A 26,249-nucleotide genomic window follows, 5' to 3' on the forward strand; every position below is an offset into this window, starting at 1 on the left:
TAAATGCAATAGATAAGGAGTTTATATATTTATGAAAAAAATAGTTAGTTGGCTTTTGCCGATTGCTTGGATGGGCGTAATTTTTTATTCGTCAGCCCAACCTTATCAAGATCAGGATGTGAAACCATTATTAGAGAATACGATTGATCTCTCTTTTCTTAAACCAATGTTTAGCGGAATCGCTTTTGTGTATCACCAATCTGAAGTGAGTGTTGCGAATTTAGGAATCTATGGATTTATTGAATTCTTTATTAGAAAAGGTGCTCATGTTGGTGTGTTTTTGGTGTTATTTTTACTATTATATCTAGCTTTCGCACAAACTTTTACACAAGGTAAGTGGAATATAAACTTTGCCTTTATAATTACTGTTATTTATGCAGCCTTAGATGAATGGCACCAAGGCTTCACGCCTAACCGTACACCTTTTATTGGTGATGTTATATTGGATTCGATTGGAGCTATGATTGGTGTTGGGTTAGTGTTATTTATACTTTGGTGGAGAAAGAAAAAAGTGCAATGACCTGAATATAATGATACTATTCAGGCTTTTGTCTCTATGTATTTTTTTCTCCTAATGTACTTACAGCTTTGTCACTTGTTAGGTTGGTGATCCATTCTTTAAACGCATCTACATTTGCAACTTCAACTAATACTGTAAAGGTAACTGATTCAAGATAATCGATTTTTTCTATCCTATAATTGGCATTTCGTAGTTCATTTTCAACTTTTCCTAATAAAGGATACGCAACTGTGATCTGAACAACTTGCATAAGTATCCGTTCGACAACGCCTGTAGTATCGATTGCTTGAGAAGTTGTACTTGAGTATGCTCGTATTAAGCCACCAGCCCCCAGTTTCGTTCCACCAAAATATCGGGTTATAACGATCGCTGTATCTTTTAAATCTCTTTTTTTCAACACTTCTAAGATTGGTACACCAGCAGTTCCACTTGGCTCCCCATCATCATTAGCCTTTTGAATTTCATTATGTTCCCCAATCATATACGCAGAACAGTTATGTGACGCGCTATGATGGATCTTTTTAATTTCCTGTATAAATGCTTGAGCAGCTTCTTCTGACTCAACTCGTCGTACATGTCCAATGAAACGGGACTTCTGAATAACCACTTCATCTTCACCTTCTAATTCAACTGTATAATAACGTTCAAGCATGAAAAACCCTCCCATGTATCTATTATATATACTCGGTAAAAAAACAGCAATCATCAGTCAAGTATGCTATTATAGTATTTAAATAGATTAGACAATAATGATTAGTAATCACCAAAAAGAGTATTCAATATAATAGGTGGTATTTATATGAAAAAAACAGAAGAAAAAGCATTAGATAAGATAATAAATGAAATGGTTGAAGCTGTAGAAAATAGTAAAGAAGATATATGTAGGATTACGGACGATTCACTTCAAGAATATAAACAGTTGCAAGAACAGTTGGAACAAATTAAAGAAGAAGTAGTTGAGGTAATTGAAGAATCAGATCAATTAGAAAAGAAAGCAAAGCTATCTCGACAACGTCTAGCTGAAGTGAGTAGTAATTTTAATAAATATGAAGAAGATGAAATAAAGGAAGTATATGAACAAACACATCAATTACAAAGTGAATTAAAACTAAAACAAACCCGAGAGATGACGTTACGTCAAAAAAGAGATGAAATTGAACGTCATTTATTGAAAGTGGATCAAACAATAGAGCGTGCGAATGGGCTAGTTAGTAAAGTCTCTGTCGTCTTAAACTATCTAACAGAAGACTTTAAACAAGTAGGCGAATTAATTCAAGATGCAAATGAAAAGCAAGCATTTGGCTTGAAAATTATAGAAGCGCAAGAGGAAGAGCGCCGCAGACTTTCACGAGAGATGCATGATGGGCCAGCGCAAATGTTAGCAAATATATTATTACGCTCCGATTTAGTTGATCGTACATTCAGGGAACGTGGCCGAAATGAAGCAATGAAAGAAATGAAAAGTGTTCGTTCAATGGTAAGGTCTTCGTTATATGAAGTGCGTCGCATTATCTATGATTTACGACCAATGGCATTAGATGATTTAGGGCTCATTCCAACGATAAAGAAATATTTAGCGAACATGGAAGAATACAATGAGATTTCAATTTACTTTAAATCTATTGATAAAGAAGAAAGATTACCGGGTAAATATGAAGTAGCACTATTTCGTCTTATCCAAGAAGCGGTGCAAAATGCAATCAAACATGCACAGACAGATCAAATTAATGTAAAGCTTGAAATAAATGCAGGACATATAGCTGCAAAAATTACAGATAATGGAAAAGGATTCGATACTTCAGAGAAAAAAGATAATTCTTTTGGCCTAATTGGTATGCGTGAAAGAATTGAAATGTTAAGTGGAGAGTTGCAAGTTCAATCCAAGATAGGGGAAGGAACTACCATTTTAATCCGAATTCCATTAAATGATTAAAAAGTCGTGCGCCAATTGAATAATAATCCTGTATAATAGAAAAGGTAATTTTATGAAAGATAACTAATAATCTAAATTTTTAAAAATTGTTCATTATTATAATTTGTATATAGAAGCATAGTGAAATGGGAGGAAAAAGCATGAAGAAGAAGATCGTTTTAATAGATGATCATATTTTATTCAGAGAAGGTGTTAGACGCATTCTTGAATTTGAAGAAAGTTTTGAAGTTGTAGCTGAAGGTGATGACGGCGAAGCAGCATTAGGATTGGTCGAAAAATATAACCCTGATGTAGTTTTAATGGACATTAACATGCCGCATATTAATGGGGTACAAGCTACCAAACAATTAATTCTAAAGTATCCAGAGGTAAAAGTAATTATTCTATCGATTCATGATGACGAAAATTACGTTACACACGCATTAAAATCAGGTGCACAAGGTTATCTGTTAAAAGAAATGGATTCCGACGCTCTGATCGATGCAATTAAGATTGTAAGTGAAGGTGGTTCATACTTACATCCGAAGGTAACGCATAATTTAGTTAAGGAATTTCAGCGTTTAAGTAAGGATGGTTCAACCAACAATCTGGAGACGATTGAATATCGAAAACCATTTCATCTATTAACGCGTCGTGAATGTGAAGTTTTACAGCTTTTAGCAGATGGTAAAAGTAATCGTGGTGTCGCGGAAACTTTGTTTATAAGTGAAAAAACAGTAAAAAACCACGTTAGTAACATCCTGCAAAAGATGAATGTAAATGACCGCACACAGGCGGTTGTTATGGCCATTCGTAATGGTTGGGTAGAAGTTATATAATAGCTAGAAGCGGTTAATTCAGTTCGATTAGGTATAATACTGGATTGACCGCATATTTATGGTTTGATTCCTCTTGTTTAGCAAAAAATTTCCTCACTAAAAACCTATCAATTTCACAAAAAATTAGGTAAAATGAAACGGAACTTATTTTTTTATAATGATAGATGTAGAAGGGTACGGTTTAAATTATGAAAGTAGCTGTAATGACGGATAGCACTGCCTACATCTTGCCTGAAATAAGGCAACAGATGGATATTGAAATGGTGCCATTAAATGTAGTGATAGGAGAAAAATCCTATCAGGAAGAAATAGATTTACCAGCAGAAGAATTTTATAGATTAGTACGAAATGAAAGAGAGTTACCGAAAACATCTCAGCCTTCTATTGGATTTATCACGGAAAAATTGGAAAAACTTGCAGAGGAATATGACGCTGTTATCTCGATCCATCTTTCTAGCGGTATTAGTGGCACATATCAAACAATGATAGCAGCAGGGGAAATGGTAGAAGGTATTGATGTCCATGTCTTTGATTCGGAGATTAGTTGCATGCCGCAAGGATTTTATGCATTAGAAGCGGCAAAAATGGCGAAAGACGGAATCAATGCCGATACAATTATCGCACGTTTAACTGAAATGAAAGAATCAATGCGCGCTTATTTCTTAGTAGATGACTTGACGCATCTTCATCGAGGTGGACGTTTAAATGGTGCACAGGCATTAGTTGGAAGTGTACTTCAAGTTAAGCCATTACTCCATTTTATTGATACAAAGATTGTCCCATTTGAAAAAATCCGTACCCAGAAAAAAGCAATTAAGCGGATGATCGCATTATTTGCAGAAGATGCTTCAACTGGCGCACCACTTCGTGCAGTTGTGATTCATGCCAATCGTCCAAATGAAGCGAATTTATTAAAAGATGAATTAGAAAAACTATTTCCAAATGTGGAGCTTTCTATTAGTTATTTTGGTGCTGTAATTGGTACACACTTAGGTGAAGGCGCACTCGGCCTTGGCTGGTATTTGAAATAATACTAATTTATAATTTTTAATTTGAGGAGGGGTTCTACCTTTTAGGGTGGAATCTCTTTTTGTTTTGGTGAGGGATGGAGTGTGGCAGGAGGAAAGGAAGATAAATGTTAGAAAAGTAGTGTTATCGTCCCTTCAGGGTAGATATATCGGCCCTTCGCCCAGATATATCTACCCTTCACTCTATTTTATCTGCCCTTCAACAAAATCTAACAAAAATTAGTAGATTTATTAGTCGGCAAAAGGTATGATAACAACAGAAAGCATATTTTTAAATTAACTATGAAAGAAAAAGGGGCGTGTCTGTTGAATTTTTATAAACAATTGTTCTTCTCAAAATCTACTCCTGATTTTAGCTTCTTACCTTCTCCATCGCCTAACACCTCAGATGAAAACCACCAGGATCATGCACGAAAGTTAGCTGGCAAGCTGTTACTCCGAGACGAAATCGTCCTACCTGATCATGAACTACAACTCCTTCTCGACGAACACAACATCCAAAAAATCAAATCAATCGCATCTTACTTCAATGGAAAGAGACATCACTGTAGACGTTGTGGGAATAGTGCGCAACACCTATTTGCAAGCATTCCTTGTATGCGCTGTGATACAACACATATCTATTGCCGGAATTGTATTGAAATGGGGCGGGTGATGGCGTGTACAGCCCTGTATTTCTGGACCGGACCTGAACCTGTGTACCAAGAACAAGAGGATCCTTGCGCTTGGGAAGGGGAGCTAACTCCGACCCAAACAAAAGCTGCAACAGAAATTGAAAAGACAATAACAAAATCAAATGAAGAACTACTTGTCTGGGCAGTTTGTGGTGCTGGAAAAACAGAGATGCTTTTTCCAGGCATAACAACTGCGATCAAACAGGGTAAACGTATATGCCTCGCAACACCTCGTGCTGATGTGGTACGCGAATTATTACCGCGATTTCAACTAGCATTTCCCAACACAACAACTGCAGCACTTTATGGTGGTGTAGAAGATAAGCAGCCAGATGCGCAATTTATCATTGCAACGACACATCAATTATTACGCTATGCGCATGCATTTGATGTGATTATTATTGATGAAGTAGATGCTTTTCCGTTTCATGCCGATCCGTCTTTACCATATGTAGCCGAGCGATCTGCAAAACCAAACGCCACAACTATTTACTTAACTGCCACACCACGTAAAGCATTAAAAAACGATCCCAACAACAAAAACTCCGAACTGTCTTTGTTCCCGTTCGCTTTCATGGTCAGCCACTACCTGTTCCTAAACTACAATTTGCTTTCTCGTTGCAAAAGGCACTTCAAACTGACCAGCTACCAAGTACTTTTTGGAAATGGTTCAAGCAACGTAAGAATCCTACTAGACAAGTATTAGTTTTTGTTCCAACTATTAAACTAGCAGCTCGATTAATCCCACCACTACAAGAACGACTTCCTGAACAAAAAATTACAGCAGTCCATGCGGCAGATAAAGATCGCGAAGAAAAAGTACAACAGTTTCGAAATAAAGAATATGATCTCTTAGTTACAACAACAATCTTAGAGCGAGGCGTTACCTTTCCATCGGTTGATGTCGCTGTACTAGATGCAGGGCATCACGTGTTTGATCAAGCGGCATTGGTCCAAATCGCAGGAAGAGCCGGTCGCAGTCCTCTTGATCCGACTGGAGAAGTTATCTTTTTTCATGATGGAAAAACTGACGCGATGATGGAAGCGGGACAAGCAATTTATCAAATGAATCAGAAAGCGAGGAAATGAGGATGCATTGCGTTTGGTGTCATATGAAAATTATTCCAGAAGTGGAGTGGCATACTTTTTTCTTTCCAGAGAAGCCGCGAAAACTCTGTCAGAAATGTGAAACAGGTCTTGAAAAAATAGATTCAATAGCATGTGAGATGTGCGGACGTCCTTCTACAAAAGATGAAGAAAACCCTACTATTTGCTCTGACTGTACACGATGGCAGCAAGACCCTAGCTGGGAGGATATCCTCGTGTTTAATCGTTCTGTCTATCATTACAATCCATTGCTACAAGAAATGATTACCAAATGGAAATATCGCGGTGATTATCATATTTGTCAATCATTTGAAGAAGCTGTAGAAGCGGCTTTTAAGCAATACTTTGTCAAAACGCACCCTGATGCTATTCTTGTGCCTATCCCATTAAGTGCTGAGCGACTACAAGAGCGTGCGTTTAATCAAGCACGAGTATTGGCTGATCTATTACCTTATCAATCTGCAAATGCCTTGAAACGAATACATGGTGAAAAACAAGCAAAGAAAACAAGACAAGAACGAATAGCTAGTGTGAACCCTTTTGTATTAGAAGCACCAATTAAAAAGAATGTGATTTTAATAGATGATATTTACACAACAGGCACAACACTCAGACATGCAGCCAAGGTGCTAAAACAACAGGGTTGTCCAAAGGTTTGTTCCTTTACATTGGCTCGTTAAAACTCGGTCGAAAAGCCTATTAACATCTATCTCAACCAACCGATATATATGCTATAATAGTTAAATATAGATAAAGGGTGGGGATACCCATGGGTGAATTAGATAATTGTAGCAACTGTGGGAAATTATTTGTAAAAGTTACTCGGAATGTATGTCCGGATTGTGTAAAAGAAGAAGAGAAAAAGTTTCAAACAGTATATGACTTCATGAAAAAACGTGTAAATCGTCAAGCAACCATTCCTGAGATTGTCGAAGGAACTGGCGTTGAAGAGGATTTAATCATACGATTTGTGAAGGAAAAGCGCTTAAGAGCATCACAATTTCCAAATGTGACTTATCCATGCGAGAAATGTGGAAAGGGAATTCAAGAGGGCAAGCTATGTACCACATGTTCAAAGGAATTGTCAGCTGACTTGGCTTATCAAGATGAAATTGATAAAGTAGCAGATAGAAACCAAACAGAAGAAAACCAAAAAGTGAGAACTTATTTCTCTGTTGACAAAAAGAATTAAATTAGTTAAACATTATGAGCTTATAACCGATATAGTATATAGAGGTAAAATTTAACGGATACGAATCAGAAAGAGGGTGATCGGTCTTGAAAATACAAGGTCCAAACCATTCCAAATTCAACCCATATCAAAAGCAGTTAAACAAACAAGCTGAAATGCCAAAAGATAAACAGGTGAAATCTGACCAACTGCAAATCTCTGATCAAGCGAAAAAAATGCAAGAAAATCAAAACGTGCAACCTGAACGTGAAGCGCGTGTGAATCAGATTAAACAAGCAGTTGAAAATGGCACGTATGAGATTGCACCGAAACAAACAGCAGAAAAACTGTTGAATTTTTGGAAATAGGGTTAATTCAATAATAAGCTATGCTTTATTTAACAACTAGCGTAGCTTTTCTTATTGCACGTAGATAGTCAGCAAGGCAGAGTGAAAGGGAGGACAACGGCATGTCCATACAACCAATTATTACATCACTACAACAATTGTTAGAGCTGCATCAAAGCCTGCTCTCCATTTCGGAAAATAAAACCGAAGTATTGAAAAAAGGTGACCTTGAAGCTTTACAAGAATTGTTGAAAACAGAGAGAAAACATGTCCAAGCTATTAATAAAGTGGAACAGCAACGGATTGAACAGGTTACGTCATGGACGGTGTCACAAAAAATAGATTTGGAAGCACAAAATGTCACCGCACTCCTAGAAGTAATTGACAACGCTGCAGAAAAAGAAGCACTTGAAGCAGTGACAACAACACTTGCAGAGGTCTTGGTTAAGTTAAAGCAGCAAGAACAGTTAAACCAGCAACTAACACAGCAATCGTTGCAATTTGTGCAGTTATCAATGAATATGATTGCTCCAACGATTCAAAGCATCAATTACAGTAATAAAAATAAATCAAGCGCAGATAATTCATCGAAACGATCTGTATTCGATTCAAAGGCATAAGGAGGAGGCGAGCCGATGGTATCAACTTTTAGCGGATTAGAAGTCGCGAAACGCGCACTTAGCACCCAACAAGCTGCATTATATACAACTTCACATAATATATCCAACGCCAACACGGAGGGTTATACACGCCAGCGTGTTAACTTCGAACAAATCTCTACACTAACAGGTTCTCGTTATACAGAAGGTGTGAAATCCAATATTGGTAGTGGTGTCCAAGCCGGCTCAATCCAACGAGTACGTGATCAGTTTTTAGATGTTCAATACCGTAATGAAAATAGTAAGCTAGGCTATCATGAACAACGTGCAGAAGCAATGAGTCAAATGGAATCGATTATGAATGAACCATCTGAACAAGGTTTGTCTTTCACAATGGACCAGTTCTCTAATGCGTTGCAAGATTTATCGGTTAATCCAGAAGATTCTGGTGCGAGATCTGTAGTAAGTCAACGTGCCCAGGCAGTAGCGGATACATTTAGTTATGTTTCTGATTCACTTGAAGCGGTACGTAGTGATCTAAAAAGTCAAATTGGTGTTACAACAACAGAATTCAACTCGATTATTGATCAGATCAGTAATGTTAACCGCCAGATTGGGGATGTTGAACCACACGGACATGTTCCTAATGATTTATACGATGAGCGTGATCGCTTGACTGATCGCTTGTCTTCGATTGCCAATGTAAGTATTGACTACGAAAAAAGTAGTGGACAACCGAGTGATATTGCGATGGGGAAAGCTACAGTTACTCTAAATGGCGTCGGACAAGATGTAACGCTAGTAGATGGTAGTAACTATGAAGTGAAACATATGGAAATCACAATGGATACTGCTAATAACATTGAAACGTTTACTTTCACAGACCCCAATGATGCAACAGATACAGTTGATATTGCGGCTGCAGATTACGCTTCGACTGGGGAAATGAAAGGCTTAATGGAAATGAACGGTTATATTGATTCAGCTGGGAATGACGCTGGTTATTATAACAAAATGTTAGGTGATATCGATAAGATGGCAGTAGCATTTGTTAATGAATTCAACCGTGTTCACCAAAACGGAACAAATTTAACAGACCAAGCTACTGAAGACTTCTTTAAGATTGATGAAAGTGTAGCAAGACCAGCAACGAGCATGGCTGTTTCAGATACTATTATCGATGATCCGAATAACATTGCTGCTAGCGCTTCAGGACCAAGTGGTGATGGGGAAAATGCAATTGAGCTAGCGGATGTATTCTCCAAGTTACAAGAAGATTATGAGGATCCAACAGAAGGGCTAGGAAACAAAACATCAATAAAAAACTATTACCAGTCTATGATTGGTGATATGGGTGTTGTAACGCAAGAAGCAAACCGGATGAGTAATAATGCTAGTGTTCTACGTCAACAAGTACAAGAGAATCGCTCTTCTGTTAGTGCGGTATCACTAGATGAAGAAATGACAAACATGGTGAAGTTCCAGCATGCTTATAATGCTGCCGCAAGACATATGACGGCTGTTGATGAAATGCTAGATCGTATCATAAATAACATGGGATTAGTAGGAAGGTAGGTTGATAGTATGCGTGTAACACAAAGTATGTTAACGAATAATATGCTACGGAATATAAGCAGTAGCTATAGCAGTTTAGATAAATACATGGATCAACTATCTTCGGGTAAGAAAATCAACCGACCATCTGATGATCCAGTTATTGCGATGAAAGGTATGAACTATCGCTCGCAAGTTTCGAATGTCGAGCAATATGAACGTAATATCAGTGAAGTGCATAACTGGATGGATAACTCTGACTCAGCACTTGATGAAACAACGCAAACATTACAGCGCCTACGTGAACTAGCTGTCCAAGCATCAAACGGTACATATGAAGATGGGCAACGAAAGAATATTGCAGCTGAAGTGGATCAACTAAAAGATCATCTTGTTGAAATCGCTAATACAAGAGTAAATGATAAGTATATCTTTAATGGGACAGGCACAACAGGAACAGAAGATGCTGTTACTGGTGAGATGAAACATCCTGTTAGTGAAGATGGGACTGTTACTGCTAACAATGAAGCGGTAATGATTGAAGTAACAAGTGGAACAAAATTAAAAGTTAATATCACACCAGGAAATGTTTTTAGTCAAGATTTATTTGATGATATTGAAGCTTTTTCTGCTGCTTTAAAATCAGATGTTCCTGACGAAGACCTTGGTTCTCATATTGGAACGATTGATACACATATTAATAATACGGTTAGTGAACGAGCGGATTTAGGTGCGCGAATGAATCGTTTGGAATTGGTAGAAGATCGTTTAGAAAGCCAATCGATTGCTGCAACCAAAATGATGTCAGATAATGAAGATGCTAACTTAGAAGAAGTTATTATTAACTTAACAACACAAGAAAGTGTCCATCGTGCTGCATTAAGTGCGGGTTCACGGGTAATTCAGCCAACATTATTAGACTTTTTACGTTAAAAATAAAAGCCTTGTCGCAAACCTTTGTGACAAGCTTTTTTCAAATAGTTGAAAAAAGGAGGGATTGTGGATGAATTTCCCCCAAATACGCTTGCAGTCACAGCCGGCACAAATTAGTATTAGACAAACACCAGGCCAGCAACAGATTAAACAACCAGATGCACAACAAACAATTCAGCAGCCTGAAGGAAATATGAAAATTAAAACGAGACCATCGAAATTAACAATTGATCAAACCGAAGCATTGGCAGATTTAGGTTTTAAATCTGTGAAAAGAATGACAAAAGAGCAAGCACAAGAGGGAAAACAAGCTGTATTCCAAGCGATATCTCGACGAGTACGTCAAGGAACGCAAATGATGAAAATAGAAAATGATGGCAATCCAATTGTGAGTCAAGCTATTGAAAATGGACATAACGCCCAAAAGCAATTTAATATAGGTTGGATTCCGTCAGCGGGATCGGTGAAAATATCATATCAACAAGCTGATGTGGACATTCAATATACAGCGCAGAAACCAGTGATCCAAACAAATACACAAAAAGCAATTACAAACTATCAGCCAGGAGAGGTACAAGTTAGATTGGCACAAAGAAACCAATTGACGATAGATTTTGATAATCTAAAGCACCAAGGTATTGGTGGCTTTGAAATTATGATATAGAAGGGTGACACAATGCAAATACAAACGAAATATTTTGGTGAACTAACTATTAATGAAGATGCTCTAATTCAATTCCCGCATGGCATTCCTGGTTTTTTAACAGAAAAAGCATTTGTCTTATTACCATTAGAAGAAGATTCAGTGTTTTATGTTTTACAATCTACACAAACGAAAGAACTAGCTTTTGTAGTTGTTAATCCATTTCATTTTACGAAAGGTTATGAGCTGAATTTAGATGATAACACAATTGAGTCGTTACAGATTACATCAGAGCAAGATGTACAAGTGTTTGTGATTATGTCTCTAAAAGAACCATTCCAAACAAGTACTGCTAACTTGCAGGCACCTGTAATTATTAATCATAAGAAACAGATCGCTAAACAATATATTACCAATAGTAAGCGCTATACGACAAAAGAAGCAATCTTCACAAATAAAACTACCTCCAAAAAGGGGGATTAACATGTTAGTACTAACAAGAAAGATAAATGAAGCGATTAAAATTGGTGATGAGATAGAGATTAAAGTATTAGCTGTAGATGGTGATCAAATCAAGTTAGGTATCGATGCACCAAAGCATGTCGACATCCATCGTATGGAAGTTTACCTGGATATTCAAGAACAAAACAGTGAAGCGGCAAACATTTCGACAGATTTATTTCATTTATTAAAAAATAATACAAAAAAAGATTAAACATTATACGATTTCCTCCGATATTATATATGTAAAGCTAATCAGTACTAAAGACGGCCGCTTTAGTACCTTAGTGAAAACCACAAGGATGTGGGAAAACGAAAATTCAAGGAGGAAATAACAAATGAGAATTAATCACAATATTGCGGCGTTAAACACACACCGTCAGTTAGGTAGTGCACAAAACGCGCAACAAAAATCAATGGAGAAATTATCTTCAGGTCTTCGTATCAATAATGCATCAGATGACGCAGCTGGACTAGCAATTTCAGAAAAAATGCGTGGACAAATTCGTGGTTTGGATCAAGCATCTACGAATGCTCAAGATGGTATTTCAATGATTCAAACAGCTGAAGGTGCTTTGAATGAAACTCATTCAATCTTACAACGTATGCGTGAGTTAGCAACACAGTCTTCAAACGATACTAACACTGATACAGACCGCGGTGAAATTCAGAAAGAGATTAATCAATTAACTGAAGAAATTGATCGTATTGCTAATACAACTGAATTCAACACGCAAAAATTATTAGATGGTTCTAAAACAGCTGAGGGAACTACAGATGCTACTGCAGAAATTCTTTCACAAAGTAGCGATACGTTTACTGTTGACGCTGCTTCAGTAGAAAATACTGCAATTACAGAGAGCGGTTCATTTTATGTTGAAGTTGGTTCTGAAACTACAACTGCAAATGAGTTTAACGTATCTATTACAAAAGCGGATGGTACTGTTACTAATACTACTGTTGCTGCAGGTTCAGCAATAGCAGTAGGGGATATTTCAGTAGATGTCGCAAGTACAATTGCTACTGGTGACACAGCAGGAATTAATGTACAAGACGATGTAGCATATACTGCTAATAATGCTGTTAGCTTCCAAATTGGTGCCAACACAGGGCAAATTATGGATGTAGATATTAATGATATGAGCTCATCTGGATTAAATCTAGAAGGTATTAAGGTAGACACTCAAGGTGCTGCAGAAGCATCTATATCAGCAATTGAATCTGCATTACGTGAAGTGTCAGGAGAACGATCTAAATTAGGTGCTTTCCAAAACCGATTAGATCACACGATTAATAACTTAGGTACATCATCTGAGAACTTAACTGCTGCGGAATCGCGTATCCGTGATGTAGATATGGCCAAAGAAATGATGAATCAAACGAAAAACTCAATTCTTGGTCAAGCAGCTCAAGCAATGCTTGCACAGGCAAATCAACAACCACAGGGAGTTCTTCAATTACTTCAATAATAGTAGATTATAAAACCCCGCTTATATTAAGTGGGGTTTTTAATTCATACTAGTTAAAAGCAAAGGAGATATAAAAGTATGAATCCATCAATATTAGAGAAAAATAAACAAGTAATTCAACAAAATACTAATCATGAGATTGTATCAATAGATTTGGATGAGAATAAATATGACTTAGGTTTCGAAGAAGGATTTTTGAGTATAAAAAGTAAGGGGACTTCACTAAAATACAATAACCTTATAGTTAATGAAGAAGTCGATAAATTAAACTATAGTAAAAATGGATTGTATTTTATATTAGGACTTTCTGATGTTAAATCAATTGTAACAATTTTTAATAATGCAACAAAGGGTTCAGCAATACTATGTATAGAACCAAATCCAGAAATGTTTCATTTCATTATTTCTAATTATGATCTAACAGAATTATTCTCGAGAAAAAATTTCTATCTATTGGTAACTGATTATGAATCAATTCCTGAATACTTTGGTGGATTCTTGACAAAAAAAAGTTTAATAACAAAAACTTCAAATCTTCAATTTTATACATCGCATTACTTGGAATACTATGAAAAGTTAAAGGTTCTACAACTGCAAAAAAGTTTTATTGATATTATAAAAACAGAGCTTTTTTCGCTAGGTAACTCTACTAGAGACACTTTACAAGGGTTATTACAAAATTTATTAAACTTGAAAACCTTTTGTAAAACAATGTCAGTTAATAAAATAAAAAATCAATATTCTTCTTTACCAGTAGTTATAGTATCAGCTGGTCCCTCATTGGAAAAAAATATAAATCACTTAAAAGAAATTCCACGAGAGAATATTTTAATATTTGCTGTTGATACATCTTTAGTAAAATTATTAGATATTGGTATTACACCAGATGCAGTATTTTCTATTGAAAGAGTAGTACAAGTATATGATTATTTCTATAAAGATATAAAAATACCAAAAGATACAGTTTTTGTTGGTCCTTTAGTTGTATATCCTAAGATAATTGAGCAGTTTACGGAAGATAGGATGATCATTCCTTTAAGAGAAAATGATGCGGTCAATACATGGCTAAATACTCTAGTATTAGGTGAATCTGAACAAATATCAATGGGTGCTTCAGTAGCTCATCTTGCTTTTTCATTTGCCCGTTATATAGGGTGCAATCCAATTATATTTATAGGGCAGGATCTAGCCTACGGGACAGATGGACTTACTCATTCAAAAGGTACAGTATATGATAAAGATAAAATCCCACACAGGAAACAGGAAGAATTTTTTGTGGATGGATATTTTGAGCAAGATGTAAAAACAACTAGGACATGGAAACACTTCACAAATTGGTTTGAGAAGGAATTTTATAACACTGAACAACTTATTATAAACGCAACTGAGGGCGGAGCAAAGATTCGCCATTCAGAACAAATGACTTTGCGAAATGCGTTAAGAAAATATGCTTCAAAACCGATAACACCTATTTATCAATTTGTTGATAAAAATTATGAGCCTGTATTTGATGATCATAAAGGAATTGAAAAACGTATAGTTGATGAAAGCGAAAAACTGAAAGAATTTAGTATAAAAATGGAACAATTTTTAATAATTATAAAAGATATGGAAATTGAACTTGATGATACTAACAAAACAAAATTATACGAAGCAGTAAACAAAATCATAGAAATGGATAATGTGTATAAACAAGATGTTACCAATTTAGCTTTTTTAAATTTCTTTGTTCAAACGCATATCTTAATAGCAAGTTTTGAATTTAATAAATTAAATCCAGAGATAAGTGAGAGCTATTTACAAGGTTTAGTGAAAATATTCTCTAATTTATTTGAGACATCAAAAAAATTAAGTGATTTAATTTCGAATGAACTCGTTAAGTTTTTAAATACATCATGGAACGAAAAGGACAGCGAGTAAAATAAACTTTATGAAATATAGAGTGCAGTATAATCGATTTTTGGTTCATAAGTAAGAATATTGAAACGATAAGTCTACCTTAGAATGATCAAATGGTAAAAGAATATCATCTTGGTGGTGTTATCCTTTTCAGAGAGAACGTTGACAAGGGAACAAACTGCAAAGCTTGCTTCTGAATATCAAGAAGCATCTGAAAAATATAACTTGCTGTTAGCAATCGATCAAGAGGTTTGCATCGTAACGCGTCTTCAGTCTGGAACGGATATGCCAGGTAACATGGCAATATGAGCAACCAGGTCTACTGAGCTTACTCATAATGTAGGTAAGGTGATTGGGGAAGAGGTTGAATCACTTGGGATTAATATGAATCGATTATTACAGACAGATGCCTTAAACATGGAAGTTATTTCTGCCCATTTTGGTCCAGTTGATGCAGTTATTCGGTCGGTAAAAGCAGGTACAGATATTGTACTTATGCCAGTTGGTTTGCCCGAAGTTGCTGACGGATTGCTAGATGCAGTCAAAATTGGCCAAAATTCTGATAATTGAAGAATCTGTAAAACGAATTTTAACTTTAAAAGTGAAGCGAGGAATAATTAAAGAGCAAAATCCTCAATCAGTTGATGAGAATATTGCAAATGCAGAGAAAATAGTTGTGGTTGCAGGATCATTTAGTTATTCCTTTAAAAATGCTATTTTGGCTAAACATGACAATATGGTGATGATAAGAAGTTATAGTCCATTAGATGCTAGTCAAGTAGCGGAATTAGAAAATGCAAAAACCGTTATTGTTGGATCCTATACCTAAAGCGTTTGGGTTAGATCGCCAAATAATACAAGCATGAAAATGGTCAATCAAGTGATTGAAGCGATTGATGCACCAGTGATTGGAGTAACAATTAGAAATCCATATGATATTATGGCATAGCCAGAAGTGTATGCTTACTTGGCACAGTATGAATTTAGAAAAGCAAGCTTTGAGGCAACGGCTGCAACAATCTTTGGAGATAATAACTCAACAGGATTACTACCAATATCAATCCCAGGTCTATATGATCTTGGTCATGGATTAAGTTACTGATATACGAATCATATAAGTATATGTTGAAGCTCTTTCAGTTCATTTCTGAGGGAGCTTTTTATTATGCAAGATAGATTAGTTTCTTTAGCCATGTTACTCTAAATTTAGAGTGTTTTTTCAAAAGAGGTGAAGCAAATGGATATTGCAGCTTTATCAACTGTGAAGCAAATGTACAGCAACAAGCTTCAGTTAAAGTGATGGACAAGGTCATGGATCAATCTGAAATACAAAGTGATGGCATGATTAAAATGATGGAACAGTCCGTCAGTCCTCATTTAGGAAGTAAGATTGATTTTAAAGCATAACAAGCTAAGCGCTACTGCTATTATTAGTGGTAGTGTTTTTTAATAAGTTAAGAGAAATTCACCGAAATTACTACACATATACCCACATCATTCCGATAATAGAAGAAAATGAACAATGAGAAGGAGATGGCATGCGCCATGAACGTTGGGGAAACTAAAACTGGAGCCCAACTCCTGCAAAGAATTGACAACAACACGTTTTCTACACCGGCAAGAGATAAGGTTAAAGATGAAAAATCTATTGAGGTATATCAAAAAATAAAAGAAAATGTTGATGAACAACCAAGTCGTGATCAAACACAACAATTAGTAGAACAATTAAATGATTTGCTAGAGCACAAATATACCGATGTGAAATTTGAATTTCATGAGAAACTAGAAAAATATTATGTGACAGTAGTAGATTCAGAATCTAAGGAAGTAATAAAAGAGATTCCACCACGTAAAATGTTAGATGTTTATGCATCAATAGCAGAATCGATGGGATTGATAGTTGATGAAAAGGTTTAGAAACAAAGGAGTGATAGTATGGCTTATAGTGTAGATACGTCTAGTAGAATCACTGGACTTGCATCAGGAATAGATACTGACTCCATGGTTAAGGAGTTAATGGCTGCAGAACGTATGCCATTAGATAAGATGGAACAGGACGTTTCATGGACGGAATGGAAACGTGATTCATACCGTGATATGAATAAGCTTTTTTATGATTTAGATCAACAAACGTTAGATATGAAACTACAAAAGACTTATCAATCAAAGACAACTGCTTCAACAAATGAATCGGCAGTTACAGCAACAGCTACTGCTAATGCTACGAATAGCTCGTATCAAATTGGGGTAGAAGATTTAGCCACCACAGCCATTAACGTAAGTAAAAATGGGATTTCAGGCGATGCTAACTTTGACCAATATGGTAAATTAAGTGATCAAGTTTTTTCTGGAGATAATATCACTGCAGATGGTTCTTTCGATATTTCCTACTATAATGAAGACGGTACTAAGATTACCAAAAATATCACGTACAAAGCAGACGATTCATTAAACAATGTACTTAAAAAAATTGGCTCAGCCACAGATAATGAAATTCGTGCCACATACGATACGCAAAGCGACAAGGTCATTATTGAACGTACAAAAACTGGTGATTTTAATACAACAGATGAATTTTTAGGTGCGGAAATTGGTTTTAATGGTTCAGGTGCTTCTGATTTTTTAGTGAACACACTACAGCTAAAAAATGGTGAGCAACAAACTGATGGCACATGGAAAAAGGTAGAGTCTGGTGGTACGGATGCTAGATTCACCTATAATGGAAGAGAGTTCACCTCCAAAGATAACTCCTATACATTAAATGATGTAACGTTTAATTTTACGAGCAAAACAAATGGAATACCGGCTACAATTACGATTGATAACGATGTAGATGCAGCCTTTGATAAAGTTATGAAATTTGTTGAAAGCTATAATACAGCCATTGAAACGGTAAATGAAGCGCTGCAAGAAGATCGTTACCGTGATTTTAAACCTTTAACAGAAGCACAAAGAGAAGGCATGTCTGAAAACGAGATAGAGAAGTGGGAGGAAAAATCTAGAAGTGGTTTATTAAAAGGTGACTCAATTCTATCAAGTGGTTTATCTTCAATGCGATCAAACTGGTACAGTACTGTCGATAATGCTAGCAACTTTAATAGCATAACGGATATTGGCATTACAACATCTTCAGACTACATGGACAAAGGAAAACTAGAAGTTGATGAAGACGAACTGAAAGCTGCATTACGTACAGACCCAGATTCAGTTCATAAGTTATTTTCGAATGATGTACAAGGAGCAGGTAGAGGGATTATTAATCGTTTGGAAGACTCAATTGCTAATACAATTGACCGTGTTGAAGAGCGAGCTGGGAAGCCGAGTTCAACCCTGCAACAATATACTCTGGGACGACGATTGGACGATATGGAAGATCGAATTTCTGCTTTTGAGGATCGTTTAAGACAAACTGAAGACCGTTATTGGAGCCAGTTCGCTACAATGGAAAAAATGATTCAGCAAATGAACTCACAATCGAGCTACTTAATGCAGCAATTTAGTATGTAAAAAGGAGTGTCAATTTCAATATGGCTTACCAACAATACCAAGCGTATAAAAATAATTCAGTCAACACAGCATCACCAGGTGAGTTAACCTTAATGTTGTATAATGGATGTTTGAAGTTTATCAAACAAGCAAAAAAAGCAATGGAATCAAATAATATAGAGTTGAAGAATACCAATATTCAAAAAGCACAGAAGATTATTAGTGAGTTAATGGTGACATTGGATCAAAATGCGGCAGTATCTGAAGAAATGATGTCACTCTATGATTATATTAACCGTCGTTTAATAGAATCGAACATACAGAATGATGCTGAAATATTGGACGAGGCATTTGGACTTGTTGAAGAATTCCGCGATACGTGGAAAGAGGTATTAAAGCAAACACGTCAAAAACAATATGGACAAACAGGTGCACAAGTTTAATGGGACGAATGGAAGCATTATATGATATTACGGTCGAGTTAGATCGCTTATTAGAGCAGCCAATGGAAAGTAAAGACAGAGAGAAGCTGATTGAACAAACAGAGGCACTAATTAGTAAGCGTGAATTGCTTTTGCAAGAGGTGAAAGAACCTTATACAGACGAAGAACGTGAGATAGGCAGAAAGTTAATACCTCTAGAGCAAAATATTCAGCAAAAAGTGAAGTTGCTTTTTATGAATTTAAAGATTGAAATGCGTTCGGTAAAGAAACAAAAATCTTCTAATCAAAAGTATATAAACCCATACAAAAATGCTTCAAATTTTGATGGAACTTTTTTAGATAAAAAGAAATAGGTGATGAATTGGTACAATTAAAAGACGGAGATTACCAACTATTACGTGAATATAAAGAGATGTTAGTCGTGATGAGTGAAGGCTTCATATATGTAAAAGATAATTTATCAGAAGAAGCACCGATACAGGTACAGGATGTATTCAATGACCTACTAGCTTCGTTCCAACAGTTAAATGCAACTCATGGACAGCTAGTGCGAATTTTTGAAGAGAGCGAAGAAGTTGAAGTGTTATTGAGTGAGTATAAAGAAATTGTCAAGTCATTAACAGGATGGTTTGAAATGAATGCAAATCAAGAAAAAAGAGAGCTAATTGAAACAAAAGTAAGTCCAGCTTTTGAATCATGGAAGCAAAAAATGTTAGATTTTATCCAACCTTATACCGTACAATAAGAAAAAGCTCTTCCAATCACCTAGGTTGGGAGAGCTTTTTAAGTAATTAATACATACTAAATGTAGCTAAACCTATGAAAGCAACTAAAATAAATAAGGCGTACAACGCTGTGCCAATGATACTAGTTGTTAAGCCTGCAACTGCCATTCCACGACCACCTTGCTTATAACTTGAAATTTCTTTAAATGCTTTATTAGCTAAAATGATACCGACAATCCCTAAAATGAATCCAACCCAAGGAATAATAATAGATAAAATACCAAGAACCAATGAGGCAATAGCTTTCCCATTTGCAGGTGGAGCTGGTTGATATTGTTGTTTTTCCTCCATCATAACACCCTTTCTGTAGTGAGTATTTAGCTTATTATAACATTATTTCCTTATCTATAGTTAGAATGCTGATAAAATTTAATTTGTGCTGATAAGATCGGGTAGAGCGCTGATAAACAGCTCCAAAGTACCGATAAAAGCGTCTATTGTGCCGATAGAAAGTTCGAATTCCGATAAACTACTCTAAAGCGCTGATAAATAGCGCTAATATGCCGATAAATCACTCTAAAGTGCTGATAAAATCGCCCAAAGCGCTGATAAATAACTCAAATGCCGATAAATCGACTATATCGCCGATAAACTACTCAAAATCGCTGATAAAAGCACCAATCACGCTGATAAACTCACCCAAATCACCGATTAATCATCCTAACTCACACATTGACAAAACTTTTGCTTTCCTATATATTTTTATATAACTTATAAATTGGCAGATGTATATTTTTGATTTCTTAAATGTCTAACGCTTTAGCATTCTTTTGAAATTTCGATTTTGATTGGATGAAAAGGCTAATAAAATATAAGAAAGAAAAGGTAATATAAATCAATATATCTAATAATCTATGTATCAGAGCCCAAAAGAATTCTTATTAGCAGATAATTATATATTACGTAAAAGGTAGTTCTTCAAAAAACTTTATTGAAGTTAGTTGAAGTGAAACCGACAATAGTCAAGATTCAATGATTCTAAAAAATCATTTGAATTTTGAAGTTGTCGGTTTTTTTATTGGAAATTTTTATAAACATCCAGAGGGGGAGAATGTCTGTGTTAGTTTCATTAAGTACGTCATCATTATTGATATTATTTTTTACTTTACTTATTGCTTCGGGGATAAGTGGACTGTTGTTTTTACATCCTCGAGTTCCATTGCGTTATGTTCGGATTCATATTGGTATATTAGCTTTACCACTATTGGTTTCATTATTGGGCCTTTTTAATACAAGTGCGAATGAAAATGTTGGTCCTTGGTACCTAGATTCTTTAGCTTGGCTAATGGTTTTCTTTGTACTCGCTATTGGGTTAATCATTCAACGTTTTTCTGTACGATATTTAATGGGAGATCGCTCTTATCGTAAGTATTTTACGCTTTTCACATTCACTACAGGTATTGCTTCAATTTTATGGTTAAGTGGTGACATGCGCCTGCTGGTTATAGCATGGGGAGTGACATTTGCCGGTTTATACGTACTTATAAAATTAAACAGTGGATGGAAAGTAGCTAGTGAAGCTGCCAAGGTTTCTGGTCGCTTATTTACAATAAGTTGGCTTTCATTAGTATTCGCAATGATTTGGCTTTCTCAAGCTACAGGTTACTGGCAGTTATCATTAGCACTTGCAAATGACAGTTTAGCTCAACTTGGGGCATGGGATAGAACAGGTATTAATTTATTGATTGTATTAGCGGTGATCATTCCGGCAGCTCAATGGCCTTTTCAACGGTGGTTAATGGAGTCTGCAGTTGTGCCAACTCCTGTTTCTGCATTTATGCATGCTGGTTTAGTGAATGCAGGTGGAATTATGCTAACTCGCTTTTCACCTCTTTTTACTGGTGAAATAGCTTCTATTGTTTTACTTGTTATCGCAAGCATTTCTGTCTTAATTGGCTCTGGAATTAGTTTAGTCCAGGTTGATTATAAACGTCAGTTAATAGGCTCTACGATGGGTCAAATGGGATTTATGCTAATTCAGTGTGCACTAGGGGCTTATATAGCAGCCATTATTCATCTTATTTTACATGGATTGTTTAAAGCTACGCTGTTTTTACAGGCTGGTTCAGCAGTACGTCGTTACGAATTATCACCTCGCGTTACGAATAGGTCATCACAATTATGGATTATGGCTGGTCGAGCTTTAGCCTTATTTACAGGGGTTACCTACTGGATCATGGCTCCTTTAGAAGGATATCAATTGATTAGTGCGCTAATCTTAGTGTGGTCATTGTCGGTTGCTTGGACACAGCTCGTCGCTTTTTCTCAAGGGATAATCGGAAAAATTGTGGGTTTGTCATTTTTAGGAGGGGCAGCCGTTGTTTACTTTATGATGCATAGCCTCTTCTATGAGTGGTTGAGTACAACTGTTTATCAAAGTGTTCAACCGCCAATATCTGTTGTCATTGTTGTCGTCTGTCTTTTACTAGTTGGTATTGCTGTAGGGGCATGGGTTTCTCGTAATCGTTCTTCATCTGCCTATGCAGTACTATATCTTTGGTTAGTAAGATTTGGTGAAGCAAAACCAAAATCAGTAGAAAGTCACCCAAACTACCTAAACAATATTTATTTAAAGGGAGGTAATCAGTGATGAGCGGAACATCTGTATTAACGAAAGATAATGTAAAAAAGAAGGATACAACTACTAATTTTCAAGAAAGTGATATTAACGTTCTGATTGACTCAGCTAGCCGAGTGATTGCACCACTTTGGCCGCTTTCTACATTTGCAGCACGTAACCCGTGGATGGGACTGGAAAAGCAATCTTTTGAAGAGGTTGCAGGGTGGTTAAAAGATACGCGTGGTATTGATATCTATCCCAGTGCATCGATGATTCTTTCGGCAAAGCGTAAAGGTGAGATTGATCAAGATTTCGTGAAAATGGGCTTAGAGCGCTGGCTTGATTCACATAGCTTTAATGTCCCGCGGGAGAAGGCAGAGCAATTTTGTCATGCTGCATTAAAACTAGAAGCATTACCTTCTAACCTTTTATCCTCCTCTGAGCTGGAGAAGTTGGCAGATGAATTTCGTGGTTTGAATCTGGATAGTATCGATAATCCTTCCATACAACCAATAAGTTCGCGTATCGAGAATCAGGATGGCGAAAAGTTAGTCAATATTCTGGATCATCATGTCATCAAGTGGAGTAAATTATATCTTGATGAGTCTCAGGCAGGTTGGACAATGCCAAAACGTGAGGAAGGTTTCTATAGAGCATGGCAGCGTCTCATTCAATATGACCCGGCACTTAGTAAAAAGCAGCGTAAAAGTTTAAAGGATTGGCCACAAGAGCCACATATGGCTTTAGAGAAAGCATTATCCGAACTAAATATCCCTGAATCAGAGATACAGAATTATCTTGAAGGTCATTTACTCTCTTTACCGGGTTGGGCAGGAATGATGCTGTGGCGCTCCCAACAATCGAGCCATGAACATGCACTATTAACAGAATATTTAGCGGTTCGAATTTCCATGGAGCTAGTGCTTGTAAAGCCTAACTTACCTTTGACCAAACAGCAATCCGAGAAAAAAGTTTCAATTCCTTCCCTGATAGCATCTTGGTTTCAATGGGGGAACCTTTCAATCGAGGAATGGAAACAGTTGTCATCGGCTGAACAAAATGAATATTTATCATTTGCTTACAGCTTTGATGACAAACTTCGCAGGAAAATTTGGTTAGAAGCTTGGGAACAAACACATGCGGATCAATTAAGTCAAAAGCTAACTACTAAAAAGCGCAAGACAGACAGTGAAAAATCTAATTTAGCTCAATTAGCATTCTGCATTGATGTACGATCAGAACCTTTTCGTCGACAACTTGAAAAAGAAGGTCCGTTTGAAACGATTGGAATTGCTGGTTTCTTTGGTTTACAGATTGCAACTAACGAGCTCGGGAGTAATCATAGTCATCCTTCCTTGCCAGTCATACTGAAGCCGAAGCACAAAATAAAAGAGACAGCTGACGAGAAAGAATTCAACTCGTATCTAGAACGTAAGCAGGCGGTTACTTCCTTAGGTACTACATTTAAAGCTATGAAACAGAATACACTTGCAAGCTTACTTTTACCTGAATTAAGTGGACCTTGGCTTACGCTGCAGATGGTAGGGCGCAGTTTTGTACCTAGAAGCGCGAACCGTTTCATTCGTAATCTTCGTCAAAGTTGGTTGCAAAAACCGAATACAAATCTGTCACTGAATCATGAGCACAACAAAGAAATGGAGATACCTATTGGTTTTACGGAAGAAGAAAAAGTGAATTATGCGCACCAAGCGCTAAAAATGATGGGACTAATAGAAAATTTTGCACCATTAGTCGTAATCTGTGGTCATGGTAGTCAAAGCATTAATAATCCTTATGCTGCCGCTCTCGAATGTGGTGCATGCGGTGGAGCTGCAGGGGGATTCAATGCAAGAGTTTTAGCTACCTTATGTAATCTACCAGAGGTAAGAGAAAAACTATCATTTGAAGGAATTGAGATCCCTCGTGACACCGTTTTTGTAGCAGCCGAGCATAAAACAACAGTTGATGAATTACACTGGATTTATGTTCCAGAACTTTCTGAAGCTGCACAAAAAGCATTTGATCGGATCGAAGCGGTTATGCCGAAAGTGAGCGATAATGCAAATAAAGAGCGTCTAGCGCAACTGCCAAGCTTCCAGTCTAAAGTTAAAAATCCGACGTTTGAGGCGCATCGATTTGCGGAAGACTGGAGTGAGATACGTCCAGAATGGGGATTAGCTCGAAATGCTGCTTTTATTATCGGTCAACGTGAACTAACCGAGGATTTTGACTTGGAAGGTAGAGCCTTTCTTCATAATTATGACTGGCAGCAGGATAGAAGTGGTGAGCTTCTTGGTAATATCATTGCAGGACCAGGGACTGTTACCCAATGGATTAATTTACAATATTACGCTTCAACTGTAGCATCACATTATTATGGTAGTGGTAATAAAGCAACACAAACCGTGACATCAGGTCTTGGTGTTATGCAGGGTAATGCAAGTGACTTGTTATCTGGATTACCTTTGCAATCCGTTATGGAATCAGACTCTGAGGCGTATCATTCTCCTCTACGTTTGCTGATTGTGATCCAAGCGCCTAGTGAATATATAGAAAAGCTATTAAATAATAATCCTGCATTTCTAGACAAGGTTCAAAATGGATGGGTTCGACTTGCTAGTGTTGATACAGATGGTGTTTGGATAAACTGGTAAATATAAAATTATATTGGGGTGTACTAATGATGCATTTAGATAAAAATCAAAAAGTGTTATTCTTAACGAACATTGAAAGTGGATTGGAGCATATTTTACAAGAAGTGAGTGATATTAGACCAGAAAACATGCTCACTATACAAAACTATGGTCCTGTTACCTTAAATAGTTATGGAGATATAATGAGATCTGTTATTATTGCTATTCATCAGGAAAATGTTAAGGAGATCTTTGTTGTAGCAGAAGATAAGCGGGATGCCTCTGAAAATTCGCTAAGTAATCTTAATTCTATTAAAGATCAAATCCGAAAGTCTGATGACGACGTTCAAAACAGTATGGCCGAATTTTTAGATGGTACAGTTGATGACTGGTTAACTGGAAAAGAAAATGTTAGTGAAAATATTAAAAATTGTGTTGATATCATTTCTAATCATTCATTAGTCCCGTCAAATGTTAAAGTACAAGGTCTAATAGTAAATAATGAAAATGGGAAATTCTCAGTAGCTGATATTCTTGAGTATTCTAATTAGAAATTCACTTTAATTGGGAATTTCGATAGCAATTTTTAATTTGATTGGAGATGTACAAATATGAAAGTGTCGAAAGGGTCCTATGAATCTGAGATAAGTAGGTCGATTACGCAATGGGAAAAGGATTTTCTTGGGCGTGGATCAGTATCCGTTAAAACAGATATATTGCGGGATCTGATCATTGTAGAGTTACAAGGTATTTTAACACCTGCAGAATATACTGTGTGTGAAACAAAAGAGGGCATGTTAAATATAAAGAAAACTCGTTCGGAATTAGTTGAGTCAGGTATAGGAGATCTTAAGGGTATGATATTAACTATAACAGGTGAAGAAGTGAAGAGTTTTCATACTGATATAAGCTCTCGTACAGGTGAACGAGTGATGGTATTTAAATTATTTAATAATCTTGAAGAAAAACTTTCAAAGTAGGAGTAAATCTCATATTAAGAGGAAACTATCCAATATTCTATAATTATAAGATAAAAAAGGAGCGGCATCTCACTCGGTGATGCCGCTTATTAAAGTTAAGTATACAAATACTCCCTCACTTTAATCCACAAAAAAAGGGAGCACCCCATAAGGTGCTCCCTCTCAC

The 26,249-nt window shown here is 36.4% G+C and carries 30 protein-coding genes and 1 pseudogene; 29 read left to right on the plus strand and 2 right to left on the minus strand.

Features of this window, described 5'->3' with window-relative positions; all coding sequences use genetic code 11:
- Positions 1–31: 31 nt before the first annotated feature.
- A complete protein-coding gene (locus D2K40_RS10470) occupies positions 32–520 on the plus strand; it encodes a VanZ family protein (protein WP_117155693.1) in 489 nt (162 codons plus the stop codon).
- 34 nt (positions 521–554) lie between these two features.
- Here the strand turns inward: D2K40_RS10470 and D2K40_RS10475 are convergent, their stop codons facing one another.
- On the minus strand, positions 555–1,172 hold the full coding sequence (locus D2K40_RS10475; RefSeq protein ID WP_117155695.1) for a YigZ family protein: 618 nt from the start codon (positions 1,170–1,172) through the stop codon (positions 555–557).
- A gap of 147 nt (positions 1,173–1,319) precedes the next feature.
- On the opposite strand from D2K40_RS10475, the gene D2K40_RS10480 reads away from it, so the two are divergent.
- The 24 genes and pseudogenes from D2K40_RS10480 (at position 1,320) to D2K40_RS10585 (ending at position 19,870) form a co-directional block, all read left to right on the plus strand.
- Positions 1,320–2,453, plus strand: a complete 1,134-nt coding sequence (locus D2K40_RS10480) for a sensor histidine kinase (protein WP_117155696.1) — start codon at positions 1,320–1,322, stop codon at positions 2,451–2,453.
- 140 nt (positions 2,454–2,593) lie between these two features.
- The gene (locus D2K40_RS10485) at positions 2,594–3,271 is read left to right on the plus strand and encodes a response regulator (protein WP_117155698.1); all 678 of its coding nucleotides are present in this window, start codon (positions 2,594–2,596) and stop codon (positions 3,269–3,271) included.
- 188 nt (positions 3,272–3,459) lie between these two features.
- The gene (locus D2K40_RS10490; protein ID WP_117155700.1) at positions 3,460–4,302 is read left to right on the plus strand and encodes a DegV family protein; all 843 of its coding nucleotides are present in this window, start codon (positions 3,460–3,462) and stop codon (positions 4,300–4,302) included.
- 651 nt (positions 4,303–4,953) lie between these two features.
- Positions 4,954–5,679 (plus strand): DEAD/DEAH box helicase family protein, encoded by a 726-nt coding sequence (locus tag D2K40_RS16650; RefSeq protein ID WP_229666714.1) that lies wholly within the window; start codon positions 4,954–4,956, stop codon positions 5,677–5,679.
- Positions 5,592–6,062, plus strand: a complete 471-nt coding sequence (locus tag D2K40_RS16655; RefSeq protein WP_229666713.1) for a helicase-related protein — start codon at positions 5,592–5,594, stop codon at positions 6,060–6,062. Before D2K40_RS16650 ends, D2K40_RS16655 begins: the two co-directional genes overlap by 88 nt.
- Positions 6,063–6,064: 2 nt before the next feature.
- On the plus strand, positions 6,065–6,760 hold the full coding sequence (locus tag D2K40_RS10500) for a ComF family protein (RefSeq protein ID WP_117155702.1): 696 nt from the start codon (positions 6,065–6,067) through the stop codon (positions 6,758–6,760).
- A gap of 89 nt (positions 6,761–6,849) precedes the next feature.
- Complete coding sequence (locus D2K40_RS10505) at positions 6,850–7,272, plus strand: TIGR03826 family flagellar region protein (RefSeq protein WP_117155704.1); 423 nt, start codon at positions 6,850–6,852, stop codon at positions 7,270–7,272.
- Between the two features lie 86 nt (positions 7,273–7,358).
- Positions 7,359–7,619, plus strand: a complete 261-nt coding sequence (gene flgM, locus D2K40_RS10510; RefSeq protein ID WP_117155706.1) for a flagellar biosynthesis anti-sigma factor FlgM — start codon at positions 7,359–7,361, stop codon at positions 7,617–7,619.
- 101 nt (positions 7,620–7,720) lie between these two features.
- On the plus strand, positions 7,721–8,218 hold the full coding sequence (locus D2K40_RS10515) for a flagellar protein FlgN (RefSeq protein WP_117155708.1): 498 nt from the start codon (positions 7,721–7,723) through the stop codon (positions 8,216–8,218).
- 15 nt (positions 8,219–8,233) lie between these two features.
- A complete protein-coding gene (flgK, locus tag D2K40_RS10520; RefSeq protein WP_117155710.1) occupies positions 8,234–9,772 on the plus strand; it encodes a flagellar hook-associated protein FlgK in 1,539 nt (512 codons plus the stop codon).
- A gap of 9 nt (positions 9,773–9,781) precedes the next feature.
- Positions 9,782–10,684 carry a flagellar hook-associated protein FlgL gene (gene flgL, locus D2K40_RS10525; protein WP_117155712.1) on the plus strand — a complete coding sequence of 301 codons (903 nt, stop codon included), beginning with the start codon at positions 9,782–9,784 and terminating at the stop codon, positions 10,682–10,684.
- 70 nt (positions 10,685–10,754) lie between these two features.
- Positions 10,755–11,348, plus strand: a complete 594-nt coding sequence (locus D2K40_RS10530; protein ID WP_117155714.1) for a DUF6470 family protein — start codon at positions 10,755–10,757, stop codon at positions 11,346–11,348.
- 12 nt (positions 11,349–11,360) lie between these two features.
- Complete coding sequence (gene fliW, locus D2K40_RS10535; protein WP_117155716.1) at positions 11,361–11,810, plus strand: flagellar assembly protein FliW; 450 nt, start codon at positions 11,361–11,363, stop codon at positions 11,808–11,810.
- A gap of 1 nt (position 11,811) precedes the next feature.
- A complete protein-coding gene (gene csrA, locus D2K40_RS10540; RefSeq protein ID WP_117155718.1) occupies positions 11,812–12,042 on the plus strand; it encodes a carbon storage regulator CsrA in 231 nt (76 codons plus the stop codon).
- Positions 12,043–12,166: 124 nt separating this feature from the next.
- Positions 12,167–13,297, plus strand: a complete 1,131-nt coding sequence (locus D2K40_RS10545) for a flagellin N-terminal helical domain-containing protein (protein WP_117155720.1) — start codon at positions 12,167–12,169, stop codon at positions 13,295–13,297.
- 78 nt (positions 13,298–13,375) lie between these two features.
- Complete coding sequence (locus tag D2K40_RS10550) at positions 13,376–15,217, plus strand: motility associated factor glycosyltransferase family protein (RefSeq protein WP_117155722.1); 1,842 nt, start codon at positions 13,376–13,378, stop codon at positions 15,215–15,217.
- 104 nt (positions 15,218–15,321) lie between these two features.
- A pseudogene (locus D2K40_RS16830) lies at positions 15,322–15,809 on the plus strand (glycoside hydrolase family 3 N-terminal domain-containing protein); the annotation flags it as partial.
- Between the two features lie 354 nt (positions 15,810–16,163).
- Positions 16,164–16,298 carry a hypothetical protein gene (locus D2K40_RS16770; protein WP_308422910.1) on the plus strand — a complete coding sequence of 45 codons (135 nt, stop codon included), beginning with the start codon at positions 16,164–16,166 and terminating at the stop codon, positions 16,296–16,298.
- 152 nt (positions 16,299–16,450) lie between these two features.
- Positions 16,451–16,603 carry a YjfB family protein gene (locus D2K40_RS16835; RefSeq protein WP_420816044.1) on the plus strand — a complete coding sequence of 51 codons (153 nt, stop codon included), beginning with the start codon at positions 16,451–16,453 and terminating at the stop codon, positions 16,601–16,603.
- A gap of 138 nt (positions 16,604–16,741) precedes the next feature.
- Positions 16,742–17,113, plus strand: a complete 372-nt coding sequence (locus D2K40_RS10565) for a flagellar protein FlaG (RefSeq protein ID WP_117155724.1) — start codon at positions 16,742–16,744, stop codon at positions 17,111–17,113.
- A gap of 18 nt (positions 17,114–17,131) precedes the next feature.
- Positions 17,132–18,703, plus strand: a complete 1,572-nt coding sequence (locus tag D2K40_RS10570) for a flagellar hook-associated protein 2 (protein WP_117155726.1) — start codon at positions 17,132–17,134, stop codon at positions 18,701–18,703.
- 20 nt (positions 18,704–18,723) lie between these two features.
- A complete protein-coding gene (fliS, locus tag D2K40_RS10575; RefSeq protein WP_117155728.1) occupies positions 18,724–19,125 on the plus strand; it encodes a flagellar export chaperone FliS in 402 nt (133 codons plus the stop codon).
- Positions 19,125–19,478, plus strand: coding sequence for a flagellar protein FliT (fliT, locus tag D2K40_RS10580; protein WP_117155730.1), 354 nt, complete (start codon positions 19,125–19,127; stop codon positions 19,476–19,478). The genes fliS and fliT overlap by 1 nt, the downstream gene beginning before the upstream one ends.
- A gap of 8 nt (positions 19,479–19,486) precedes the next feature.
- On the plus strand, positions 19,487–19,870 hold the full coding sequence (locus D2K40_RS10585) for a DUF8042 domain-containing protein (protein WP_117155732.1): 384 nt from the start codon (positions 19,487–19,489) through the stop codon (positions 19,868–19,870).
- Between the two features lie 46 nt (positions 19,871–19,916).
- Here D2K40_RS10585 and D2K40_RS10590 read toward each other — a convergent pair whose 3' ends face one another.
- Positions 19,917–20,201 (minus strand): DUF4190 domain-containing protein, encoded by a 285-nt coding sequence (locus D2K40_RS10590; RefSeq protein WP_117155734.1) that lies wholly within the window; start codon positions 20,199–20,201, stop codon positions 19,917–19,919.
- A 766-nt stretch (positions 20,202–20,967) separates the two neighbouring features.
- On the opposite strand from D2K40_RS10590, the gene D2K40_RS10595 reads away from it, so the two are divergent.
- The 4 genes from D2K40_RS10595 to D2K40_RS10610 are packed head-to-tail and all read left to right on the plus strand — an operon-like array spanning position 20,968 to position 26,083.
- On the plus strand, positions 20,968–22,500 hold the full coding sequence (locus D2K40_RS10595) for an NADH dehydrogenase subunit 5 (protein WP_117155736.1): 1,533 nt from the start codon (positions 20,968–20,970) through the stop codon (positions 22,498–22,500).
- Positions 22,500–25,124, plus strand: coding sequence for a DUF2309 domain-containing protein (locus D2K40_RS10600; RefSeq protein WP_117155738.1), 2,625 nt, complete (start codon positions 22,500–22,502; stop codon positions 25,122–25,124). The genes D2K40_RS10595 and D2K40_RS10600 overlap by 1 nt, the downstream gene beginning before the upstream one ends.
- Before the next feature lie 29 nt (positions 25,125–25,153).
- Positions 25,154–25,654 carry a carbonic anhydrase gene (locus tag D2K40_RS10605; protein WP_117155740.1) on the plus strand — a complete coding sequence of 167 codons (501 nt, stop codon included), beginning with the start codon at positions 25,154–25,156 and terminating at the stop codon, positions 25,652–25,654.
- A 60-nt stretch (positions 25,655–25,714) separates the two neighbouring features.
- The gene (locus D2K40_RS10610; RefSeq protein WP_117155742.1) at positions 25,715–26,083 is read left to right on the plus strand and encodes a Na-translocating system protein MpsC family protein; all 369 of its coding nucleotides are present in this window, start codon (positions 25,715–25,717) and stop codon (positions 26,081–26,083) included.
- The last annotated feature ends 166 nt before the right edge of the window (positions 26,084–26,249 follow it).

It is taken from the genome of Paraliobacillus quinghaiensis (genome assembly GCF_003426025.1).
GTDB classification, from domain to species: Bacteria; Bacillota; Bacilli; order Bacillales; family Amphibacillaceae; genus Paraliobacillus_A; species Paraliobacillus_A quinghaiensis.

Excerpts from the sequence above, each read along its gene's own strand:
- D2K40_RS10470 (WP_117155693.1), top strand. The coding sequence starts at position 32 with ATGAAAAAAATAGTTAGTTGGCTTTTGCCGATTGCTTGGATGGGCGTA.
- D2K40_RS10475 (WP_117155695.1), bottom strand. The coding sequence starts at position 1,172 with ATGCTTGAACGTTATTATACAGTTGAATTAGAAGGTGAAGATGAAGTG.
- D2K40_RS10480 (WP_117155696.1), top strand. The coding sequence starts at position 1,320 with ATGAAAAAAACAGAAGAAAAAGCATTAGATAAGATAATAAATGAAATG.
- D2K40_RS10485 (WP_117155698.1), top strand. The coding sequence starts at position 2,594 with ATGAAGAAGAAGATCGTTTTAATAGATGATCATATTTTATTCAGAGAA.
- D2K40_RS10490 (WP_117155700.1), top strand. The coding sequence starts at position 3,460 with ATGAAAGTAGCTGTAATGACGGATAGCACTGCCTACATCTTGCCTGAA.
- D2K40_RS16650 (WP_229666714.1), top strand. The coding sequence starts at position 4,954 with ATGGCGTGTACAGCCCTGTATTTCTGGACCGGACCTGAACCTGTGTAC.
- D2K40_RS10500 (WP_117155702.1), top strand. The coding sequence starts at position 6,065 with ATGCATTGCGTTTGGTGTCATATGAAAATTATTCCAGAAGTGGAGTGG.
- D2K40_RS10505 (WP_117155704.1), top strand. The coding sequence starts at position 6,850 with ATGGGTGAATTAGATAATTGTAGCAACTGTGGGAAATTATTTGTAAAA.
- D2K40_RS10515 (WP_117155708.1), top strand. The coding sequence starts at position 7,721 with ATGTCCATACAACCAATTATTACATCACTACAACAATTGTTAGAGCTG.
- flgK (WP_117155710.1), top strand. The coding sequence starts at position 8,234 with ATGGTATCAACTTTTAGCGGATTAGAAGTCGCGAAACGCGCACTTAGC.
- flgL (WP_117155712.1), top strand. The coding sequence starts at position 9,782 with ATGCGTGTAACACAAAGTATGTTAACGAATAATATGCTACGGAATATA.
- D2K40_RS10530 (WP_117155714.1), top strand. The coding sequence starts at position 10,755 with ATGAATTTCCCCCAAATACGCTTGCAGTCACAGCCGGCACAAATTAGT.
- fliW (WP_117155716.1), top strand. The coding sequence starts at position 11,361 with ATGCAAATACAAACGAAATATTTTGGTGAACTAACTATTAATGAAGAT.
- csrA (WP_117155718.1), top strand. The coding sequence starts at position 11,812 with ATGTTAGTACTAACAAGAAAGATAAATGAAGCGATTAAAATTGGTGAT.
- D2K40_RS10545 (WP_117155720.1), top strand. The coding sequence starts at position 12,167 with ATGAGAATTAATCACAATATTGCGGCGTTAAACACACACCGTCAGTTA.
- D2K40_RS10550 (WP_117155722.1), top strand. The coding sequence starts at position 13,376 with ATGAATCCATCAATATTAGAGAAAAATAAACAAGTAATTCAACAAAAT.
- D2K40_RS10565 (WP_117155724.1), top strand. The coding sequence starts at position 16,742 with ATGAACGTTGGGGAAACTAAAACTGGAGCCCAACTCCTGCAAAGAATT.
- D2K40_RS10570 (WP_117155726.1), top strand. The coding sequence starts at position 17,132 with ATGGCTTATAGTGTAGATACGTCTAGTAGAATCACTGGACTTGCATCA.
- fliS (WP_117155728.1), top strand. The coding sequence starts at position 18,724 with ATGGCTTACCAACAATACCAAGCGTATAAAAATAATTCAGTCAACACA.
- fliT (WP_117155730.1), top strand. The coding sequence starts at position 19,125 with ATGGGACGAATGGAAGCATTATATGATATTACGGTCGAGTTAGATCGC.
- D2K40_RS10590 (WP_117155734.1), bottom strand. The coding sequence starts at position 20,201 with ATGGAGGAAAAACAACAATATCAACCAGCTCCACCTGCAAATGGGAAA.
- D2K40_RS10600 (WP_117155738.1), top strand. The coding sequence starts at position 22,500 with ATGAGCGGAACATCTGTATTAACGAAAGATAATGTAAAAAAGAAGGAT.
- D2K40_RS10605 (WP_117155740.1), top strand. The coding sequence starts at position 25,154 with ATGCATTTAGATAAAAATCAAAAAGTGTTATTCTTAACGAACATTGAA.
- D2K40_RS10610 (WP_117155742.1), top strand. The coding sequence starts at position 25,715 with ATGAAAGTGTCGAAAGGGTCCTATGAATCTGAGATAAGTAGGTCGATT.